Origin of the sequence: Hydrogenophaga sp. 2FB (assembly GCF_005503365.1) — a bacterium.
GTDB lineage: Bacteria > Pseudomonadota > Gammaproteobacteria > Burkholderiales > Burkholderiaceae_C > Hydrogenophaga.
In genome coordinates this window covers 26458-48485 of sequence record NZ_SCML01000048.1, presented here as the reverse complement: position 1 = coordinate 48485, position 22028 = coordinate 26458, and the positions used below count along the sequence as shown (strand labels likewise).

Sequence of the window (22028 nt, the reverse complement as noted above, 5' to 3'; positions counted from 1 at the left end):
TTTACAAAGCGAACAGGAAAGTCAATGAAATCAACGGTCTACCCAGACCACCCCCGCGCCAGTGCTAGCTTTGCGTACCGTCACTTATTGCACTGAAAACGAGGAGACCCCGATTCGTGGGTGTCGTTGCTGCGCGGGTGGCCGCGGAAGTCGCTGCCACCGCTGCCACCTCCATCGCCGTCCTTGGGCACAAAGCTCTTGTGGCTGGCCCAGGCCTGGATCAGCGTGCCGTCCACGCTGAAGTGTTCTTTGGACAACCAGTTCCTGCGCTGGGCCTGCGCGAGCACCTGGTTGAAGAACGCTACCACCGCGTCGTGCTCTATCAGCCGCTGGCGGTTCTTGCTGAACACCGTAGGCACCCAGACGCTGTCTTCCATCGAAAGCCCAATGAACCAGCGAAACAGCAGGTTGTATTGCACCTGCTCCATCAGCAAGCGCTCCGAGCGAACCGAGTACAGAACCTGCAGCAGCATCGCGCGCAGCAGCTTCTGCGGCGCGATGCTGGGACGCCCGCCCTTGCTGGCGTCTTCATACATGCCTGCAAACAGATCTTCGAGCTCGACGAGTGCGTCGTTGACCATCGCGCGAATGGCTCGCAGCGGGTGCGTCGCCGGCACGAAGTCATCGAGTTTCTTGATGCTGAACAGGCTTTCGGTGAAGGTGTCGGATCCGCGCATGCCGCATTGTCCTGCCTACGCCTTCGTCTGGATCAAGTCACGGGGCTTGCGTCGAAGTATTTCAGCAGCCTGCTAGGTGGGAAAGTACGAAGCCATTTCCTCATTGCCCACCGAGGAATCGGCCAATCCGGCGCATCTCAAGCGGACCCTGGCCTATCAGAAGATTTCGTCCTCGCCACCGTCCCCGTCTTGCCGGACGCAACCGGACGAATGCCATGGGCCAGCAGCCCGATGAAAATGTCGGCAACCTCATCGCCACGCAGGCGACCTTCTGCGTGGAACCACTGGGAAATCCCGCCGACGGCCCCCATGAACCAGAACACCGCCAGCTTGGCATCGCACGGCGCGATGGACCCGTCTCGAACGCCATCCTCGAACACCTGGCGCAACTCCAGATCGAACTTGCGGCGCCTCGCGGTGATCTTCTTCTGATCCGCCGCCGTCATCGCCGAGAAGTCGTGGAGGATGGCGGGGGCCCCCATTTCGTCGGTCAGCAGTGAGATGTAGTTCTTGATGAAGGTCGCGATGCGTTCATACCCCGTTGTTTCCGAGGCAATGGCATCTTTCAGGACCTGGTCTCCGAGCCTCATCGACAGCTCGTGGCACTCGTAGATCAGTTCCTGCTTGTTCTTGAAGTAATAGTAGAGCGCAGGCTTCGTGACGTTGAGCGCGGCGGCAATTTCGTCCAGGGACACGTTCTTGTACCCGTGGCGGCCGAACGTGCGAGACGCCTCCGCAATGACCGCCTGCTTCTTGAGTTGGTATTGCTCGTCCGCGCCGCCGACCGCGTTGTTCCACTTCACTCCCTTGGCCAGGCGTTTGGCCGGGCCACGGGGTCGCGGCTTCGGCTTGGCGTCGATTTGCGTGCTCATTCTTGCAGTGTCCTGTGCGCGTTTGCCCGGAGAAGGGCTGAGTTTCGATGATATCGGACAGGCAAAATCACAGAGCTAAGCGTCCGAGCGTGCGTCAACCCGCCAGTATCTGCCGGGCGATGATCAGCCGTTGAATGTGGCTGGTTCCCTCGTAGATCTTCGTCACCCGCACGTCGCGGTAGTAGCGCTCGACAGGGAAATCGTTCACGTACCCATAGCCACCGTGCACCTGAAGCGCAGCGGAACAGACCTTCTCCGCCATTTCACTGGCGAACAACTTGGCCATCGCGGCCTCTTTGATGGACGGAAGCTTCGCATCCGTCAAACGCGCCGCATACAACATGAACTGGCGCGCCACGTCAATCTGCGTGGCCATGTCCGCCAGGTCAAAGCTGATGGCCTGCAATTCGGCGATCGGTTTTCCGTAGGCCTCACGCTCCTTCGCGTACCGGATCGCGGCTTCCAGGGCAGCGCGGGCAATGCCAATGGACAGCGCTGCGATCGCGATACGGCCGTCGGACAGCAACGAGAGGGCCTTGCCATAACCGCGCCCTTCCTCGCCAATCATGTTCTTCGCCGGCACACGCAAGTTGTCCAGCTGAATCTGGGCGGTGTGCGCCGTGTGCTGGCCCAGCTTGTTTTCGATTCGAAGGCATTCGTAGCCCGGGTCCTTCGGGTCCGCGATGAACAAGCTGAAGCGGTCGCGAGCGCCCGGTGCTCCCGTGGCGGCGACCACCAGGGCAAAGCCGGCCTCGCTGCCGTTGGAGATCCACTGCTTGCTTCCATTGAGCACATAGCTGTCACCATCGCGCTTGGCCGTGGTGCGGATGGCTGCAGTGTCGGAACCGGCATGCGGCTCCGACAACAGAAAAGCCCCAATGCGTTGGGCGCTGGCCAACTCGGGCAGGTACAACTGCATCTGCTCCTCGGTGCCAAACGATCGGAGCACGTGCGCGGACGAGTTGTGCACATGCATCAGGGTCGCAAAACCACCGTCCGCCGCGGCGAACTCCTCGATCGCCAGACAGTACTCCACGAACGACAGCCCGGCGCCGCCATAGGCCTGTGGCGCCAGCATCCCCATGAAGCCAACCTCGGCCACAGCGCGGATTTCATCGTAGGGCCAGGCGCTGCTGCGGTCACGTTCCGCCGCAGTGCTGGCCACCACTTCGCTGGCCACGCGACGGGCCGACTCCCGGATCATCACTTCCTGTTCGCTCAAAAATGCATTGGAAACGCTCGTCATCGCTCATCCTTGAATGTTGTCGATCCTGCGGGGCACGTGCCCATCAGCCCAGCCACCGCTTTCGGCGGCGGTAATGTTTCATGTCCCTGAAGCTCTTGCGCTCACCGTCCACCGTCAGACCCAAATAGAACTCGCGCACGTCCTCGTTGCTCTTGAGGTTGACCGATGGGCCTTCGAGCACGACCCGGCCGCTTTCCATCACGTAGCCGTAGTCGGCCAGCTCCAGCGCGACGCGCGTGTTCTGCTCGACGATCAGCAGTGTCAGGCCACTGGCCTTGAGTTCAGACAGCAAGCCATAGACCTCTTCCACCATAAGCGGCGCCAAGCCGAGCGAGGGTTCATCGATCATGACCAGCTTCGGTCTGGCCATGAGAGCACGCCCGATCACCAGCAACTGCTGCTCACCCCCGGACAGATAGCCCGCGGTACGGTTGCGCAATGCGGCGAGCCGCTTGATACGGCCGTACACCTCGTCAAGCAGTTCCTTGGCATCGCGCCCATTGCCCATGTGCCCGCCGACCACCAGGTTTTGTTCCACCGTCATGTGGCGCAGAACCTTGCGACCTTCCATGACGTGTACCAGCCCCCTCTGGACCTGGGCGGCCGGATTTCCCCCCGCGATGTCGACACCATCAAAGGTGATGGCGCCTGCCGTCACGCGACCGTCTTCGGTCTTGATCAGGTTCGAAATGGCCTTCAGCGTGGTGCTCTTTCCAGCACCGTTCGCGCCCAGCAAGGTCACGCACTGCCCAGCAGGCACTTTGGCTGAAATGCCTTTTACAGCGAGAATGACATCGCTGTACAACACCTCAACGTTGTTCAGTTCAAGCACAAGTGTCTCCGGTTGGGTTGGCGTGGATCCCGAACGAACCGTATCCACGCCGGGTTGCAGTTACCACTTGCTCAGCACAGGCACGGGGACGCTCTGCTCAAGGAGCTTGTAATGGCCCTTTTCAACAGTACCGATGTTGACTGCCATGCCTTCGGTGGGGAACGGCGCGTCTTTGCTATATTGGATATTGGGCAGCACACCGAAGCTGCGTTCGCTCGGCATCGGCGTCGACAGCAGCGCCGCCCGGACGTCTTCCCCCTTGACGTCCTTGACACCCTTGATCTTGACCGCCTGCTCGAAGGCTCTGGCCACGATAAGGCCTTGGCTCATGCCCATGATGCAGGCTGAGGTGTAGCTGACCTGTGCCTTGTACTTGGTGCGCAGCTTCTCGAAGAATGCCCGCGCCGTGGTCGGATCTTCCGTGGGCATGGCCATCCCGTAGACCTCGTAGTTGCCTTCCATCTGCTCTAGACCGCCCAAGGCCTTGCCCGACGAAATCAACCCATTGTGGGCCGACATGACGATCGGGATGTTGGTCTTTCCAAGGCTTTGCAGGGCTCGACGAGTCGCCACGACGGAGGCCGTGTTGTTGAAGACTTGAAGCACGGTCGCGCCCTTGCGAATCAACCGGTTCACTTGCTGGGTCAGGTCGGTGGGTTGGGCTTCGGTGTAGACCGTCTCCACGACCTCCAAGATCTTGGGGTTGTCTTTCGCGAACTTCTCGATGCCCTTGTGGATATCCACATAAGCCGGGGACACTTCGGAAGAGATCACACCGACCTTGATGGGTGCGCTGGAGCCCGATTTCTTCTGCAACCAGGTGTAGAAAGCCGCCGCCTCGTGCGGATAGGTGGCCCGGGCGTTGAACACCCAGCTGTCGCTCTTCCACGCAAAGCCATAACCGGCGGTCGCAAGGACCTGAGGCACCTTGTCATTGGGTAATCGCTGCTGCAGGGCCGCCGCATCCGAGCCGCCGATACCCAGAATGGCCACGGGGTCCAGTTCTGACTTGATGCCGGGCCACAGACTGGCCACCTGCGCCACGTCGTAGCGCGTGTCGTATTCCTTGACGCGAAGTGCCACGCCTTGCGCCTTGCCCACCTCATCGCTCCACCAGTCGAGAACGCCTTTTCGGCAACCCGTCATGTCTTTCATGACATCGGCAAACGGACCGGTAAAGTCCGCCAAGCCAGCGACGTTGTAGGTGGTCTGTGCTTGGGCAGCGCCCGCCAAACCAAACACACCGGCGGCCAAAGCACCGCATCGCGCCACACGGGCGAAGGCCGACAGACATTCATTTTTTGTAGTCACACAAGTCTCCTGGTTTTGATCACGCTGTCCAACACGAATCAACCGTCCTCCAGCGCAGCGGACGGCCGCAAGTTTCGGCATCAGTAGGGGTAAGGCCACATGCGGTAGGAACGTTTAAGGATGTTCCACCGGTGCATCAATCCACGCGGCTCAAAAATCAGAAAGCCGGCGATGATGCCGCCCAGAAATATGTTCAGCGCGGCGAAGACCACGTCGCCACTCAGGAACGAGAAGTTCTCAACCAGGGAAGGACCCACGCTGGTGAAGAATTCCTGAGCAAACCGGATGACGAATACGCCAATCAGCGCGCCGGTCACCGATCCCATGCCGCCCACAATGACCATGGCGATGAACCAGATAGAGTGGATCAGGGTGAACTGGTCGATCGAGACGAAGCGCACGTAGTACGCCCACAAACCGCCGCCGATGCCCGCGTAGAAGGCGCCCAGCAGGAAAGCCAATGCCTTGGTCCGCACCACGTCGATGCCCATCATTCCGGAGGCGACGTCGTCATCCCGAACGGCCGCAAAGATCCGGCCATGGCGGCTGCGCGCCACGCCATAGGCGCCCGCGATCATGATGCAGGCGACCACCAGACACAGGTAGTAGACGGCTGCATCGGTGTCGAGCGCCCAGCCGAACAGCCGCGCCGGTTCGACCGTGATGCCGTTGGAGCCACCCATCCAGGCAGCGGGCAAGTTCAGCACCATGAAATGGAACAGGATTTGTGCCGCGATCGTCGTCAACGCCAGATAGAAACCCTTGATCCGGACGGCAGCCAGTCCAAACACCAGACCGAACAAGGCGGCGCACACACCACCGACCGGCAGCGCGATCCAGAACGGCATGCCGCCCTTCGTCGCGAGCAGCGCGGTGGCGTACGCGCCCGCGCCCATGAACGCCGCTTGGCCCAGGTTGATCTGACCGGCAAGACCGGTGTTGATCTGCAACCCGATCACCACCACGGCGGTGATCAGCATCGAGGTCATCACCGCCACCGAGCGGGCGTCGGCGATCCACGGCAGAGCGAACATGAACATAACGAACAAGCCCAGCGTCACGGCCTGGCTTCGCGTGCGGACCAGCGCCTGGTCTTGGGCAAACGACGTTGCGAAAACACCTGCGGGATCCATGCTCATACCCTTTCAATGGTTTTCCAGCCGAACATGCCGGTGGGACGGATCAACAACATCAAAAGCATGATGATGAAAGGAAAGACAGAGCCCAGTGCCCCGCCCACCAACGGATCGAGGTAGGCCGACGCCAGCCCCTGGATGACACCGACTAGCACGCCGGCCAGCAGCAGTCCGGCAAGCGATTCCAAGCCGGCGAGCAAGGCCACTGGCAGCGCCGCCAGACCGATGTCGGAACTCATCATGTTGATCGACCGACCGCTCAGGTGCACCATGGCTCCCAGCGTCGAGAGCACGGCTCCCAGCATCCAGGCGAATGCGATGGAGCGCTGCACCGAAATTCCCATGGACATCGCCACCTGGTGGTCTTCGGCCACGGCCGTCATCGTCAAGCCCACGCGGGTCCGGTTGAAGAACCAAGAAAGGCCAAGGCCAATGACGATGGTCAGGATGCCGCCATACAGGAGCGAGCGGGAGATCACCACATCGCCGAGGATGATGGGTTCCAGCGGAAAGATGATCGGGAACGCGCGGACCTGCGGACCAAAGAGCACCAGGACGATGCCTCGAATCAAGATCAACAGGCCGATCGTCACCATCACCATCGAGAACACCGACTCGCCCACGAGGCGCGCGAAAAATATGCGCTCGATCATCAAGCCGAAGATCGCCGCGCTGGCGAAGGCCACCGGCAAACCGATCCACACCGGCATGCCCATCTGAATGATGGTCCACCACACCATGTAGCCACCGAAGACCACCAGCTCGCCCTGTGCAAAGTTGAACACCTTGGATGCGCGGTAGATCACCACGAAGCCCATCGCGATGAGGGCATAGAGAAGACCGGACAACGCACCGTTGATTAGGTAGTTCAGAAAATCGCTCATGTGTGCCTCCTGCGATGGGGTTCGGTCGAAGTGTTCAAACTGAATCCGTCAGCATCGTGAATGAATACCTGCGCGTTGAAGTTGCTTCGACGCCCGTCCTGGTAGGTCACAGGTATGTCGATTCGCACTTCCCGGGAACCGTCGTACAAGCCCTGGATCAAGGCGCCGTAACGCTCCTCCAAGAACTCGCGTCGCAGCTTGCGCGAACGCGTCAGCTCGCCCTCGTCGGGATCCAGTTCCTTGGGAAAGTTGGCGAACCGCTGCACCCGTGCATGGGGTGGCAGAAACTGGTTGACCCGCGCAATTTCCTGGCGGATCAAGACCGCGATCTCGGGACGCTGCGAAAGGTCGGTGAAGGTCGAGAAACCGATTCGCTTGTCCTCGGCCCAGCGCGACAGGACGGCCATGTCGATGTTGATGAGTGCTGCCACGAAGTCGCGCCCCTCATCGCCCACGGTCATGATGTCCTTGATGAAAGGGCTGAACCGCAAACGCGTCTCGACGAACTGGGGCGGAAAGGTGTCGCCACTGCGAAGTCGCTTCAAGTCCGACAGCCGTTCGAGGAAAACCAGCTCACCACGGTCGGTTTTGGTCACGGCGTCACCGGTGTAGAACCAACCGTCCTTGACCTTCGACTCGACCGACCCTTCCCGTCGGTAGTAGCCCAGAAAAGGGCTTCCACCACGGATCTGGAGTTCGCCGTCCGGGCTCACCCGCCATTCGAGGGGAGCACCGGCCTCCGGGTGCGCATGCATCCAGTGCCCTACGGTCTCGAGGTCGAAGCGATCACTTTGGTGGCACGTGAGCAAGCCGGTTTCGGTGGAGCCATAGATGTTCCGCAAGGGCACGCCCATTGCATGGAACATGCGAAACACGTCGGGCGCCATGGTGGCACCACCGCAACTGGCAATGCGCAGCCGGGTCAGCCCCAACTGGTCACGCAACGGCCGCAGAACCAGAGCTTCGGCCAAGGGGAATTGCAGGCGATCCAGCCAGCCGATCGGCTTGCCATCCAGGCGACCGACGTTGAAGGCGTGCCCCACCTTCATACCCCATTCGTAGACGGCACGCCGCAGGGGCCCAGCGTCCAGCATGTGGGCCTGCACCGAGGAGGCCATGCTTTCCCATTGACGCGGGGCGAAGGTCATGGCCTCGACGGCGAGCTCGCGGATGTTGGCCAGCACCTGCTCGGGGCTTTCCGGGAAGTTGACCACCATGGGCAGCCCCAGGCCCGCAGAGATCCCGTTGATTTGCTCGGTGGCCCAGGCAGGCGCGATGTAGCTCAGATACTCCATGCCCGGTTTCGCATCGGTGGCATGGATCAGGCGCTGCGCGTTGTCGATCAGGAAGCGGTGCGTGAGCACCACCCCCTTGGGTTTGCCCGTGGTCCCCGAGGTGTAGGACAGCACCGCCACATCATCGGGCGAGCCCTTCGCGACCAACGAACGGTACAGCCGAGGGTCCTGCGCATCCCGCTCAAGCCCTTGCTGCTGCACCGACTTGAAGGTGCTGAGGATCGGGTCGTTGTAGGACCACATGCCTGTGTCATCCCAGTACACGACATGGCGAAGCAGCGCCAGCTTGCCCTTGACGTCCAGGCCCTTGTCCACCTGTTCCTGGTCCTGGGCGAAGAGGCAGACCGTCTCGCTGTCCTCCAGCAAATACTGCACTTCGTCCGCCGTCAGATCCGGATACAGGGAGACCACTTTGCAGCCCAGCGCGTGCGCCGCGAACTCCGCCCAGTAGTGCTGCGGCTCGTTCTCGCCAATGATCGCCACCGTCGCGCCGCGCTGCACGCCCATGTGGTGCAGGCCCAGTGCCAGCTCCAGCACATTGCGCTCCACCTCCGCAAAGGTGTATTCACGCCAGATGCCGCGCTGCTTGTGGCGCTGAGACAGCCGCTCGGGTGTGGCGTCCGCGTGGCGTCGCAACAGTTGCGGCAGTGTTTCGATCTTGAGCATCATTGCCCGCCCTCCCCGAGATAGGCCTTCATGACGGCCGGATTTGCCTGTATCTCCTTGGGGGTTCCCTCGGCGATCTTGCGACCGAAGTCCAGCACCGCAATGCGGTCTGCCAGATCCATCACCACGCCCATGTCGTGCTCCACCAGCACGACCGGAATCCGTTTGGCTTCGCGCACGTCCAGAATGAAGCGCGCGAGGTCTTCCTTTTCTTCCGCGTTCATGCCGGCCATGGGCTCGTCCATCAACAGGATCCGGGGGTCCTGGGCCAGCGCCCGACCCAAGTCCACGCGTTTGCGAAGTCCGTAGCCGAGGCTGCCCACTGGTGCATGGCGGATGGCCTCGATCTCCAGGAACTCGATGATTTCCTCCACCACTTCCCGATGGACCACCTCTTCGCGCCTAGCGGCGCCGAAGTAGAGGAACGACTGCGCCAGGTTCGAGCGCATGTGCATGTGGCGGCCCACCATCAGGTTCTCGACCACCGTCATGCCGGAGAAAATGTGCGTGCCCTGAAAGGTCCTGGCCAAGCCCTGGCCCGCGACTTCGTGGACCGCCATGTTGCGAACGCTCAGCCCGCCTAGCGTGATGTCGCCCTTCTTGGGACGGTAAAAACCGCTCAGGCAATTCATGAGCGAGGACTTCCCCGCGCCATTCGGACCGATGATGGCCAGCAGCTCGTCCTTGCGCACATCGATGGACACATCGTTGAGCGCGACAATTCCACCGAACTGCAGCAACAGGTTGCGGGCCGAGAGCACCACACCGTCCGGGTTGACACTGGTGGTTGCCGTCATGACGCGTGCCCCTTGACGGGTGGGATCATGTCCATCGAGTCTCCTTGTTCGGACCGTTGTGGGGTCTCGTGGTGGTGTTCTGTTCGGGCTGCCATGTCCGATACCGTCAGAGCCGTGCCCCGCCATCGATGCTCAGCGTGGTGGCGTTCAGATAGGCGTTCTCCACCACATGACGGACCAGCGCCGAGAACTCCGGCGCCTGCCCCATGCGGTTCGGGAACAGGATGACTTTCTCGATGATGTTTTGCGCCACCTTGGTCGGCATGCCTGCCGACATGCCGGTCTCGAACAAACCGGGGGCGAGCGCGACGACTCGCACGCCGTGCTGCGCCAGGTCCCGCGCCACCGGAAGGGTCAACCCCATGACGGCCGCCTTGCTGGCGCTGTAGGCGGCCTGACCCATCTGCCCCTGCCAGGCTGCACCTGACGATGTGTTGACGATCACGCCACGCTCGCCATCCGCGTTCGCGTCGTTCTGCGACATGGCCAGGGCGGCGTGCCGGATGACGTTGAAGGTGCCGGTCAAGTTGACACCGATCACGCGGTTCCAGAGGTCCAGCGGAAACAGCTCGCCCTTGGACAAGGTCTTGCAGGGGCCGAGGATGCCCGCGCAGTTCACCGCCACATGCAACGCCCCAAACGTGTTGACCGCGAACTCCACGGCAGCTTTCACACTGGCGTCGTCGGCCACATCCGTTTTCAGCGCACGCACGCTGTCGCCCAACGGGGCCATCTCGCGCATCAGGCGGTCTTCATCCAGATCGACCGCCACCACCTTGGCGCCCGCATCGACCAGGGCCTTGCAGGTCGCCAGGCCGAGCCCCGAACCCGCACCAGTCACCAGCGCAACCGTGTTCTTGATGTCCATGCTTGTCTCTTCTTTCGGTGAGGCGCTCAGCGCGCCAGGATGGAGATGCAGGCAACGGCTTCCTCGATGCCCTCAAGGCCGCCGCCGTTTTCGGCCAATGCGATGCGGGCGCCTTCGACTTGCCGCGCGCCGGCTTCCGCGCGAAGCTGGGTCACCAGCTCGTGCACCTGCGCCAAGCCCGTCGCACCAACCGGATGTCCCTTCGACTCCAGGCCTCCCGAGGGGTTGATGGGAATGCGCCCACCGATGCGGGTGTCGCCCCGCTCGGCGATCACACCCCCCTGGCCGAACTCGCAGAAGCCCAGGTTTTCAGACTGGATGATTTCCCCCATGGCAGTGGCGTCGTGGACTTCGGCCACGGAGATGTCGTCCGGCCCCACGCCGGCCAACTCATACGCCCGCCGCGCGGCCAGCGCCGTGCAATGGTTGGCAACGTCTTCCTCATTGCGCGCGGAGCCGCTTTGAACCACAGCGGCCAGCACCCGGATTGCCCGGCTCGCGTCGATGTTCAACCGCTTGAGCGCAGACCGGTTGCACACGATGACCGCGGCGGCGCCGTCCGACACAGGCGAGCACATCGGCAAGGTCAGCGGGTAGGTGATCGGTGGCGCTGTCAGCACGTCGTCAATGCTGTACGACACTTGGTATTGCGACAGTGGGTTGTGGACCGAATGCGCGTGGTTCTTGGCCGAGACGGCCGCCAGCTGCCGTTGCGTAGTGCCGAAAGTGCGCATGTGGGAGCGCGCGAAGGCCGCGTACACATCCATGAACACGCTGTAGGGCCGGGGAGAGGTCGAGCCTTCCGGAACCGCCACATCGCGCCCGAGCTTCATCAGCTCTTCGCGGATGTCGGTGGCCCGCGACAGATCCCAGGCGCTGTCGAAGACCGAGAACATCTTCTGCTTGTCCGGGGTGAACATCTTCTCCGCGCCGATAGCCAAGGCCACATCGCCCGCACCCGCACGAACATGGTTGCATGCCAACACGAACGCGGACGATCCGCTGGCGCAGGCGTTTTCGATGTTGACCACGGGAATGCGACCGATCCCCATGGCGCGCAATGCAATCTGCCCGCGGATCATGTGCTGGCCCTCCATGTGACCTTGGGAGGTGTTGCCGAAAAAGGCCGCTTGCAGGTCCTCTTGCCGGATCCCGGCATCCACCAGCGCCGCCTCGGTCGCCTCGCGCGTCATCTGCTTGATGTCCTTGTCCAGATGGCGACCAAACGGGGTCATTCCCACACCAATGACATAGATGTCTTCCAATGCATTTCTCCTGTAAGCGGGCCTATGGGAAAGCGCCTCATTGACGCCAATCTACTGTTTATAAAGTTATTTTACTGTAGAGTAAAATTGATGTCGAAGCACTAGGGAAATCCCGACATCCGATCAAACGTCGGCGGCTCGATCGGTGAGCGCAAGGAAGCGCAATCCCCTCGCCGTCTCGATGTCGCCACCCGGCGTCACGCGGTACAAGCCACGCGCCACGTTGTGGGGGTGTGCGGCTGCCTCGGTCAGGTTCAAAACCGGCGCATAGCAGGCATCCGTACGTTCCAGAATTTGCGTCCAATGGGCACTGGGGTGCGATGCAAAAAGAGCTGTCATTCGCGCTTTCAGCGCCGGCCATGTAGACCGGTTCATCTGATCGGACAACACGACATCGGTCAGACCCAGGCGCTGCAGGAGCAGCGCGTAGAACTGGGGCTCAATAGCCCCCACGGTGATGTAGCGGCCGTCTGCGCAGATGTACCGGTCGTAGAAGGGCGAGTCGTGGAAAACACTGGGCACACCCGGATCAAAACCGCCGGAGGCGCTGATGATTTGCACCAGCGGGGACAACATCGCCAGCACGTCCACGATGGCGCCATCCACCACACAGCCCTGCCCACTCTCTTTGGCCGCGAGCAATCCCGACACCATGCCCAGCGCGAAACCCAGCGCACCCGCTGCATCACCCAGCACCGTGGGAGGCAGCATGGGCGGATGGCCAGGACGCTCCGTCAGCGACATCAGGCCGGTAAGCGCGACATAGTTCATGTCGTGACCAGCGGCCTGCGCCAGCGGTCCGTCCTGGCCCCAACCGGTCATGCGGCCGTACACGAGACGCGGGTTCAGTTGCCCGCAGACACCCGGCCCGAGACCCAGGCGTTCCATGACACCCGGACGGTTGCCCTCGATCAATCCGTCACTGGCCGCGACGATCTCCAGCGCCCGGGTGCGGTCGTCTTCCTGTTTCAGGTTCAGGACCACCCGGCGCTTGTCGCGCGACAGCAATCCATCCTCGCGCGGCGTCAGATCCTTCGGCAAATCGCCAGGGCCCGGACGCGCCACCACGGTGACCTCCGCCCCCAGTTGCGTGAGCAGCATGCCGGCCAGAGGCCCCGGTCCGATGCCCTCGAACTCAACGACCTTGACCCCCTTCAGCGGAGATCCACGCGATGCAATCTGATGGTTCATGGTGCTCTTCTGGTTGATTCATTTTTACTGTAAAGTAAATTAAACGACTTTGTAGTAATGGAAATCCCCAACAACCGATCCCACGGTTGAATCGCAGAATCTGCTCATGAAAAATCAAGCCATGGAAAGAGAACAAATGCTGTCACCCGCTGTTGTCGTAGATGTTCGCGAAGGTGCAATGTGGATCCGCCTGAATCGGCCGGAGGCGATGAATTCCCTCACGCCGGAGGTGCTCAGCGGCATCGATCAGGCCCTGAACGACGCCGAGGAGAACCAGGACGTGCGGGCGGTCGTTCTCACCGGCACAGGCCGGGCCTTCTGCGCCGGGGCCGATCTCAAGTACGTCCGATCGCAATCGGGATCGGTCGGCCCTGGTCTGTTTCTCAACAGCGTCCTGGCCACGATGAACCGGCTGGACAGCTTCCCCAAGCCGGTGATCGCCGCGCTCAATGGGCTGGCCCTGGCCGGCGGCCTCGAGTTGGTGCTCTGCTGCGACCTGGTGCTTGCCGCTCGCGGCGCAAAGATCGGCGATGCCCATGCCAACTACGGCTTGCTGCCGGGCGGAGGTGGCTCGGTTCGGCTGCCCCGCGCCATAGGGCCAACACGCGCGAAGTACCTGCTTTTCACCGGTGAATTTCTCAGCGCTGAAGCGCTGGTAGAGGCCGGGTTAGTCAACCAGGTGGTCGATCACGATGAACTGGAAGCGGCCACACAAGCGCTTGTGGACAAGATCGCCAGCAAGAGCCCGTTGGGCTTGAGGCGCATGAAGGCACTGGTCGATGATGGCCTTCAACAACCCGTCGAGACGGCGTTGCGTCTGGAACTGCTCGCGTCGGAAGTGCACGCGCACAGCGCCGACCAGCGCGAAGGGCTGTTGGCGTTCGAAGAGAAGCGCGCGCCGCGATTCACCGGTCAATAGGCGGAGAGATTGGCCATGACACATGCCTTGCCGCTGGATCGACTCGACGCGCTGCGCGCGGCGCAGCAAAACGCCTACGACCGAGCGCCCGCCATCCGCGACATCTACGAGCGCGCCCGCATGACGCCACAGGACATCCGCAGCGCGGCCGACCTGGCGCGACTGCCCGTCACGAGCAAGGATGCGCTGCTGGACCGTCAACGCGAGGCGCCACCTTTTGGCGGCTTTCTGGCTGCCGACGAAGCGGCGATACGGCGTATCTTCGTGTCACCTGGACCCATCTACGAGCCCCAGTTAAACGACGATCAAGACGGCCACGGCTTCGCTCACTGCTTCCGGCGCGCAGGCATCGGCCCGCAGGACCGGGTGCTGAACACCTGGTCGTACCACTTGGTGCCCGCAGGCGTCCTGCTCGACCAAGGCATCGTGGCCACGGGCGCCACCGTCATCCCCTGCGGCCCGGGGGGCGCCGAACAGCAGGCCCAACTGATCCTGGAATTGGGTGTCACCTGCATCTGCGCCTCCACCGCCTTCTTCGTCACGCTGGTCAACACCCTGGAGCACATGGGCCACCAGCTTCCCGGCGCCTGGAAGGTCAAGTCGGCGCTGCTCGGTGGGGAAATGGGTGACTGGATGGGCAAGCGGCGCGCGCTTGAGACGAGGTACGGCATCAAGATCTTTTCTGCGTACGCCACCGGCGACTTCGGCCTCATCGGCTACGAGGAAACGGGTCAGGAGGGCTACGCCGTGCAGCCGGAAAGGCTGGTCCAGATTTGCGACCCGCAAACGGGCACCCCGTTGCCCTTGGGCGAAACCGGTGAGATCGTGGTCACCACCTTGGACCGTGGCTGGCCCCTCGTGCGTTTTGGCACCGGCGATGTGGCGAGTGGAAGTGTCGCATCAGCCGATGGCTTTGTGAGCCACATCAGTCTCTTGAAAGGTCGGGTCGGACAGGCTGTAAAGGCCCGAGAGATCTTCATCTATCCACGCAACGTCGAGGAGGTGTTGATGCAGGTTCCGCATATGCAGCGCGCTCAAGTGGTGGTCACGAAGCAGGAACACCGCGAGACGGTCACCCTGCGCGGCGTCTTGCATCCGGGCGTTGACGCGGCTACGGTCGAGAAGGCTCTTCATGAGATCTTCAAGCAACGCACCCGTTTGAAGCTGGACGCCGTCGAATGGATATCCGCCGACGATCTGGTCATTGATGCACCTGTGCTGGTCGATCGGAAATACGCATAGCTCAGCCGCTCAAGCTGCACGGGCGAGAGCAAGGCATAGAGGTCCTTGCCTTCCTCCACGCGCAGCGCTATGCGTTCACCGTCGATATCGGTGTCCTTCAACGCGCAAACATCGCTGGCGAGCAGTCCGGCCCCATAGGCCACGGAAAGCGCCGCTTGATACTTGGGGTTCGGTGCAGCTGCGATCAGACGAGCGACTTCGTCGCAGTTCAGCACCACCGGCGGCGGGCGTGGCTGACCGGGCGCAGGAATTTACACCATGGTGGGAGACAGTTGGATAGCGAAGAGGATGTTCGGGGCAGCGCAAGGTAGTCTTCGTCCGCGACATGGCGGTGATGCGCCGGTTCTACGGCTCCTGCTCGGCTTTGTGGTGCTGCACGAGCCGAGCCCGGCTGGATCACCTGCATACTGCTGTTCGCCATCTCTGCGTTGAGACGCGGCAATATTCAAAAAAGCACACGCAATCGACAGTCAAATGACCCGTCTTGCCCAATACCTTGAGGCTGCCGAGCGCGACAACACGCGCCGAAGCTACGCTTCTGCCATCCGCCATTTCGAGATCGAATGGAAAGGCCTGCTGCCTTCCACGGCTGATGCCATTGCCCGCTACCTGGCCGACCACGCAGCTACCCTGTCCATCAACACCCTGCGCCAGCGGCTGGCGGCGCTGTCAAGGTGGCACAACGACCAGGGCTTTCCCGATCCCACCAAATCGGCCTTGGTGCGCCAAGTCCTCAAGGGCATTCGCTCCGTTCACAGCGTGCCAGAAAAGCGCGCGCGCCCCCTGGAACTGGCGGTGCTCCAGCAGATCGATCAGTGGCTCGATACCGCCATCAGCAACGCCCAGCGCTCTGGCGACCAACTGGCTTTGCTGCGCCACACGCGCGACCGCAGCCTGATGCTGCTGGGGTTTTGGCGCGGCTTTCGCTCCGACGAACTGGTCAACCTGCGCGTCGAGAACACCGAGGTCACGCCGGGCCAGGGCATGGCCTGCTACCTGGGCCGCAGCAAAAGCGACAGGCAACTGCAGGGCCGCGTTTTCAAATGCCCGGCCCTGTCCCGCCTATGCCCCGTCACGGCCTTCAATGGCTGGATCGGACTGGCCGGTTTGACCGAAGGCCCGGTGTTCCGCAAGATTGACCGCTGGGGCCATGTTGCCGAGGAGAGCCTGCACGCCAACAGCCTGATCCCCTTGCTGCGCAGCCTGTTCGCCGAAGCTGGCGTTGAGTCGCCCGAGGAATACAGCAGCCACTCCATGCGCCGCGGCTTTGCCGGCTGGGCTCGCGCCAGCGGCTGGGACATCAAGGAGCTGATGGAATACGTCGGCTGGAAGGATGTCAAATCGGCCATGCGCTACCTGGATACGTCGGATTCCAGCCTGCAAGCCCGGTTCGAACAGGGACTGCCTGCGTTGGCATCGGCCGTTCAGCAGCCACCGCCTGCGTTGCTTTTGCGGACAGCGCCGGCGGGCGTTCCCCGCCCGCCGGCCGAAGGAACAACGCCCGTGGCGGTCCTGCGCGTCACGATGGTGCTGGCCCGCTTCAGCAAGCAGTCGCGCGGCTTGGCCCGCGGCCACAGGCTGATCGAGCAGACCTGTTTTGAGCGTTTTTCCATGCAGCGCCTGAATGCCGAGGGCACACTCTACGAGTTGAGCATTCCTTGCCTGTCCCGCGACTCGCTGGACGAGGTGATCGCCACGCTGCTCGATGACATGTATCGCGTCGCCGAGGACAACCAGTGCCTGCTGGAAACCTCGTTTCACGAGCCCGCCACCGACACCTATTGGGATTGATGTGATGGGTAGCAAAGCCACCAGGCGGGGCAGTCCCCGCGAATGACCACGCTCCATGAGACGGCCTATCCCAGCCTGAAACCCGATCCGACACCCCGTGAGTTGGCGGAGCTGTACACGCCGACCGAGGACGAACAACTCCTGGCTGCAGGCATCAGTAAGCGCGCCTTGCCGCGCATGGCGGCGCTGATCCACCTGAAGGTCTTCCAGCGCCTTGGTTATTTCATCCCCTTGGCCGAGGTGCCCCCGGCAATCCGAGAGCACATTGCGCAGCAGGCGGGTGCGGCTCGGCCGCCCCTGGCGGCGGACCTCAAGCGCTTCGAGGCCTCGGGCTCGCGCATGGCGCTTTTCGCGGCTTTGCGCCGGCACTTGAATGTCAAACCCTTGAACCCGGCGGGCTACGCCTGGCTGGAGGTCGTGGCCAACACGGCGGCCGAGACCAAACACGCGGTGGCCGACATCATCAACGTGATGCTGGAGGAACTGGTCCACCACCGCTACGAATTGCCGGCCTTCTCGACGCTGGACCGGATGGCGTTTCGTGCCCGGGAAAAGAGCAACAATCGGTATTTCTCCGCGATCACCAGTCAGTTGACGGCTCATACCAAGGCCCTGATCGACGGCTTGCTTAAAACCGCCAGGGGTGAGTCGGTTTCTCCCTGGCAAATGCTCAAGCGCGAACCCAAGCGGCCGACCAACAAGGAAACGCGCACCTACATTCAGCACATCCGGCGCCTGCAATACCTGGTGGAGCTGCTTCCCAAGCCCGACGTGCCGGTGCCCAAGCTCAAGCAGTTCCGGCACCTGGCGCGCGCCCTCGATGCGGCCGAGATGGCCGAACTCAAGCCGCAAAAGCGCTACGCCCTGGCGGTGATCTTCATCCGGGCGCAGCATGCCCAGTCTCTGGACGATGCTGCCGATCTGTTTATTCGCCTGATGCAGAACCTGGAAAACAATGCCAGGCAGAAATTGCTCTCCTTCCAGCAGGAGCGGGTCCAGAAAACCGACATGCTGGTCGGCCAGCTCAAAGACATCCTGGGCGCCTACCAATTGGAGGGGACGGACACCCAGCGCGTTGAAGCCATCAGCACCACCCTGGTGGCCGAGGTGGACGAGCTGCTGAACGAATGCGAGCAGCACCTGGCCTACGCCGGCCGCAACCATCTGCCTTTCCTGCTGCAGCCCTACAAGATGGTTCGGGCCCAGTTGCTCAACTGCATTGGCATCGCCTCGCCCAAAGCCAGCAGCGAGGACCAGGTGGTGGAGCGGCTGATCGAGGCGCTTTACAAGCTGCGCGACAACCGCACGGACATCGTCCTGCTGGACATGCTGGGCCTGAGTGAAGACAAGGACCTCCGCTGGATGTCCGCCCAGTGGAAGAAGTTGGTGCTGGTCCGGCCATCAGGCAAGGGCCGGGCAGAGGCCGTCCACCGCCGGTATTTTGAACTGGCAGTCATGCATGCCGTCAAGGACGACCTGAAGTCGGGCGATCTCTTCATCAAGTACGGCGAGCGCTACGACGACTACCGCGAGCAGCTGGTCGATGACGAAACCTTTGAAAAGGAGGTGGGCGGCTATGGCCAGGTCACCGGCATCGAGACCGATCCCGGCACCTTTGTGACGATGCTCAAATCCGCCATGGCTCAGCGGGCTCGGGACATCGACGCCACTTTCCCGGAAAACGCCCATGCTGAGATCGTCGATGGCCGCCTGATTCTGCGCAAACCGCCGCGCTCCGAAATCGTCGAGGCCGCCGCGCGGATCGACGCCCTGATCACCGAGCGGATGCAAGCGGCCAGCATCGTGGATGTCATGATCGACACCGAACGCTGGCTCGACCTGCACAAGCTGTTCCGGCCATTGGCCGGGACGGACAGCCGCCTTGCGGACCTGCGCATGCGCGTCATCACGACGCTGTTTTGCTACGGCTGCAACCTGGGGCCGGTTCAGACCGCCAAATCCATCAAAGGACTGAGCCGCCGCCAGATTTCCTGGCTGAACTTGAAATACGTCAGCGAGGATCTTCTGGACAAGGCCATTGTCAAGGTGATCAATGCGTACAACAAGTTTGAACTGCCAGGCTACTGGGGCACCGGCAAGCACGCGTCGGCCGACGGCACGAAGTGGAACCTCTACGAGCAGAACTTGCTGTCCGAGCACCATATCCGCTATGGCGGGTACGGCGGCATCGGCTACTACCATGTGTCCGACAAGTTCATCGCGCTGTTCAGCCATTTCATTTCCTGCGGCACCTATGAGGGCATCCACATCCTGGATGGGCTGATGACCAACGAATCGGACATCCGGCCGGACACGATTCACGGGGACACGCAGGCCCAGAGTTACCCGGTCTTCGCGCTGGCCCACTTGCTGGGCATCCAGCTCATGCCGCGCATCCGGGGTATTCAGGACCTCAAATTCCATCGCCCCGAGCCGGGCAATGCTTACCGTAACATCAATGCGCTGTTCAGCGATGTGATCGACTGGCGGCTGATTGAATTGCATTTGCCGGCGATGCTCCGGGTGGCGGTTTCCATCAAGACCGGCAAGATCACGCCGTCGGCCATCCTGCGCCGGCTCGGCACCTACAGCCGCAAGAACAAACTGTATTTCGCGTTTGTGGAACTCGGCAAGGTCATCCGGACCATGTTCCTGCTGAGCTACATCGGCGATGTCGGGCTGCGCAAGGTGATCCATGCCGAAACCAACAAGAGCGAGCAATTCAATGGCTTTGCCGGCTGGTCCTTCTTCGGGGGAGAGGGGATCATTGCGGAGAACATCCGGCACGAGCAACGCAAGGTGATCAAGTACAACCACCTGGTGGCCAACATGATCATTTTGCACAACGTGGTGGGCATGACGCGGGTTCTGCAGGAGCTTCGAGATGAGGGCACCGAGATCACGCTGGAGATCCTGGGGGGCCTGGCGCCGTTTCGCACGGCTCACATCAACAGGTTTGGGGACTACACGCTGGACTTCAAAAGGAAGATCGGTCCTTTGAATTTCGATGCCACCATAATTCCAATGGAATCATAGGCTTAAGGTCGTTTCTGCGGTTTTTTACATGAATCCCTGCCGACCCTCAAAAAGACCATCATCGCCACCGCCGTTGTTACGGCGCTGGCCATCAGCGCGGGGCCCAGCCGCGCCGCGGGCGATGCTGCGGCCGTGATCGCATTCCTGCAGACTGCTTTTTTCAGCCTGGTTCAGGGCGCAATCAACAGCAAGGTTGATGGATCGACGCGCGAAATGAACAGCACAATCCGCACGACCATGAGCGAGGTTGCCGGCATCTTGAGCGGGGAGATCAACAAAAGTGCGATCGCCAACAAGGCTGTCCTTGAGGGTCTGGAGTCCTACCGTCAGCAGGAAGACCTGCGCAAGAGCGCCATCGACCTCCAGGCCAAGCTTGAGCTGCCGGCAAACACCTGTTCGAACATGGCCGCAATGGACGGCCTGGCCAAAGCGTCGCAATCGACACAGGCGGCGGTGATCAAGGGGCAGACCGAGGTGTCCAAGGCCATCAAGAGCAACACCAACACGCTGAAGTTGGTTGAGGCCCTGGGCAAGAAGTCCGACACCAAATACTGCAGCGAGGAGGACGGTGCGCGTGGCATTTGCACCTACAAGCCCAACAACGAACTCAGCGGCGCGGATCAGAACGCCCTCTTCCTGTTCCAGTCGCGATCCGGCTCTCGCACCTTCTCTGACGCCGCCACCAGCGATGGCGCCAGCCAGCACGAGGCTGCGGGCGATTACATCCAGCGAATGGTCGCCGGCATCCCGCCGGAGCAGTTGCGCACCAAGGACATGGACAAAACCCCCCAGGGGCGCGCCTACATCGAGCTTGTTCGCCGTTACACGGGCATGCTTTCGATGAGCGCCTACTCCCTGAACCAGATCCGTGAGGCTGGCAAGCCGATCAAGGACCTGGGCAAACAGACGAAGCTTCACAACGTGGAGGGCTTCCCTGTCGAGGAGAGCATGTCCATGAACGAGGCCGTCCGCAGGTTCGTTCAGACCCAGTTCAGCGACAAGGTCACAACTGACCTGGCAACTGCCACGGACTCGAACAAGATCCTGCGTGCGATGGCAACGCAGAATTCTTTCGGCCTTTGGATGGACTACCAGAAACTCGAGCAGAACTCCCGTATGGAGGGCATGCTGGCCACTCAGCTCGCCCTGGTCGCCGAGCAAAGCCTGCGCCCTCAGATCGACGCTCAGCGCGTCGTGGCCAGCCGCACGGTTCGCCAGTAAAGGAGTGGGCCTGCACATGTCAATCTTCACCACTGACTTCAGGTCGCTGGCTCTGGGAGTTGCTGTTGCGCTGAGTGGCGCCGGCTTGGCCGCACCAGCCCATGCACAGTCCAAATTTGGCAAGGCACTTGTTTGCCCCAGCCCGACTCTCCCAACGCTCCAGGCCGCCGACGCCGTTCTGGCGTCTGCTGGAGCGCGACCAAACGGCCTGTCCTATGCGCAGGCCCGAGAGCAGATGGCCGTGACCGGATTTCGCTTCATTGGCCCCGTCGAAAAAGAATCTCTGCGCAGGGCCACTCAGGCTTCGTGGCTGATGATCCGGGGCCACGTTGTGGCGGCAAAGCTCGTGAACGACTCCGCGATGCGGATGCCAGGCTATCAAAAGTTCGGGCAGGCCCTCGAAAGCCACATGACCATCCTCACGCAACCCATTCCACATGAGATTTCCGAGGAGGAGTCTGGCCACGGGAATGCCCACGATCATGGGCACTCCAAGGAAATCGAAGAGGCGTCTGCCGCGCTCACCACGTTGATCGGACGTGCCGAAACCAGCCGCCAGGCCATGGGCATGCATTACAGCAAACCGGCCGTTCGTCTGTACCTCCTTGCTCACGGCTTCCAGGACGACATTGCCGTGAAGATCGCCAGCCACAGCGTGTGTGCGCTGAATCTGGACAAGGCAACCCTGGAAAAGCTCAACGTCTCCGCGCGGTACATGGCCATGCCGGAACACGCGTTTGCGCCAAATCAACCGTCACGCAAGTGAATTGATGCCTTGC

General features: G+C 61.8%; 17 protein-coding genes and 2 pseudogenes. 6 read left to right on the top strand and 13 right to left on the bottom strand.

Features of this window, described 5'->3' with window-relative positions; genetic code table 11:
• Positions 1-110: 110 nt before the first annotated feature.
• From FFS09_RS23210 to FFS09_RS23155, 12 genes and pseudogenes are all read right to left on the bottom strand, one after another.
• Positions 111-677 (bottom strand): annotated as a pseudogene (locus FFS09_RS23210) (IS5 family transposase); the annotation flags it as partial.
• Between the two features lie 137 nt (positions 678-814).
• Positions 815-1549 (bottom strand): TetR/AcrR family transcriptional regulator, encoded by a 735-nt coding sequence (locus FFS09_RS23205; RefSeq protein WP_137921309.1) that lies wholly within the window; start codon positions 1547-1549, stop codon positions 815-817.
• 94 nt (positions 1550-1643) lie between these two features.
• Complete coding sequence (locus tag FFS09_RS23200) at positions 1644-2795, bottom strand: acyl-CoA dehydrogenase family protein (protein ID WP_137921308.1); 1152 nt, start codon at positions 2793-2795, stop codon at positions 1644-1646.
• 43 nt (positions 2796-2838) lie between these two features.
• A complete protein-coding gene (locus FFS09_RS23195; protein ID WP_137921307.1) occupies positions 2839-3627 on the bottom strand; it encodes an ABC transporter ATP-binding protein in 789 nt (262 codons plus the stop codon).
• A gap of 60 nt (positions 3628-3687) precedes the next feature.
• Positions 3688-4938, bottom strand: coding sequence for an ABC transporter substrate-binding protein (locus FFS09_RS23190; RefSeq protein WP_252374486.1), 1251 nt, complete (start codon positions 4936-4938; stop codon positions 3688-3690).
• 80 nt (positions 4939-5018) lie between these two features.
• Positions 5019-6071: a branched-chain amino acid ABC transporter permease gene (locus FFS09_RS23185; RefSeq protein ID WP_137921305.1), complete on the bottom strand. Its 1053-nt coding sequence runs from the start codon at positions 6069-6071 to the stop codon at positions 5019-5021.
• A gap of 2 nt (positions 6072-6073) precedes the next feature.
• Positions 6074-6958: a branched-chain amino acid ABC transporter permease gene (locus FFS09_RS23180; RefSeq protein ID WP_137921304.1), complete on the bottom strand. Its 885-nt coding sequence runs from the start codon at positions 6956-6958 to the stop codon at positions 6074-6076.
• Positions 6955-8922, bottom strand: a complete 1968-nt coding sequence (locus FFS09_RS23175) for an AMP-dependent synthetase/ligase (RefSeq protein WP_252374485.1) — start codon at positions 8920-8922, stop codon at positions 6955-6957. The genes FFS09_RS23180 and FFS09_RS23175 overlap by 4 nt, the downstream gene beginning before the upstream one ends.
• Positions 8919-9716, bottom strand: a complete 798-nt coding sequence (locus FFS09_RS23170; RefSeq protein ID WP_137921303.1) for an ABC transporter ATP-binding protein — start codon at positions 9714-9716, stop codon at positions 8919-8921. Before FFS09_RS23170 ends, FFS09_RS23175 begins: the two co-directional genes overlap by 4 nt.
• A gap of 106 nt (positions 9717-9822) precedes the next feature.
• Complete coding sequence (locus tag FFS09_RS23165) at positions 9823-10584, bottom strand: SDR family NAD(P)-dependent oxidoreductase (protein ID WP_137921302.1); 762 nt, start codon at positions 10582-10584, stop codon at positions 9823-9825.
• A 26-nt stretch (positions 10585-10610) separates the two neighbouring features.
• On the bottom strand, positions 10611-11849 hold the full coding sequence (locus FFS09_RS23160) for a thiolase family protein (protein ID WP_137921301.1): 1239 nt from the start codon (positions 11847-11849) through the stop codon (positions 10611-10613).
• 123 nt (positions 11850-11972) lie between these two features.
• The gene (locus tag FFS09_RS23155; protein WP_137921300.1) at positions 11973-13040 is read right to left on the bottom strand and encodes a CaiB/BaiF CoA transferase family protein; all 1068 of its coding nucleotides are present in this window, start codon (positions 13038-13040) and stop codon (positions 11973-11975) included.
• A 106-nt stretch (positions 13041-13146) separates the two neighbouring features.
• Between FFS09_RS23155 and FFS09_RS23150 the strand changes: the two genes are divergently transcribed.
• The gene (locus FFS09_RS23150; RefSeq protein ID WP_252374484.1) at positions 13147-13959 is read left to right on the top strand and encodes an enoyl-CoA hydratase/isomerase family protein; all 813 of its coding nucleotides are present in this window, start codon (positions 13147-13149) and stop codon (positions 13957-13959) included.
• Between the two features lie 15 nt (positions 13960-13974).
• The gene (locus FFS09_RS23145) at positions 13975-15201 is read left to right on the top strand and encodes a phenylacetate--CoA ligase family protein (RefSeq protein WP_137921299.1); all 1227 of its coding nucleotides are present in this window, start codon (positions 13975-13977) and stop codon (positions 15199-15201) included.
• 2 nt (positions 15202-15203) lie between these two features.
• Here the strand turns inward: FFS09_RS23145 and FFS09_RS31250 are convergent.
• Positions 15204-15434 (bottom strand): annotated as a pseudogene (locus FFS09_RS31250) (site-specific integrase); the annotation flags it as partial.
• A 241-nt stretch (positions 15435-15675) separates the two neighbouring features.
• On the opposite strand from FFS09_RS31250, the gene FFS09_RS23135 reads away from it, so the two are divergent.
• From FFS09_RS23135 to FFS09_RS23120, 4 genes are all read left to right on the top strand, one after another.
• On the top strand, positions 15676-16992 hold the full coding sequence (locus FFS09_RS23135) for a site-specific integrase (RefSeq protein ID WP_137921298.1): 1317 nt from the start codon (positions 15676-15678) through the stop codon (positions 16990-16992).
• Positions 16993-17034: 42 nt separating this feature from the next.
• Positions 17035-20028, top strand: coding sequence for a Tn3 family transposase (locus FFS09_RS23130; protein ID WP_137921297.1), 2994 nt, complete (start codon positions 17035-17037; stop codon positions 20026-20028).
• Between the two features lie 132 nt (positions 20029-20160).
• The gene (locus FFS09_RS23125) at positions 20161-21249 is read left to right on the top strand and encodes a conjugal transfer protein TraW family protein (RefSeq protein WP_137921296.1); all 1089 of its coding nucleotides are present in this window, start codon (positions 20161-20163) and stop codon (positions 21247-21249) included.
• A 16-nt stretch (positions 21250-21265) separates the two neighbouring features.
• Entirely contained in the window at positions 21266-22015 is a 750-nt protein-coding gene (locus FFS09_RS23120; RefSeq protein ID WP_137921295.1) for a hypothetical protein, read from the top strand.
• The last annotated feature ends 13 nt before the right edge of the window (positions 22016-22028 follow it).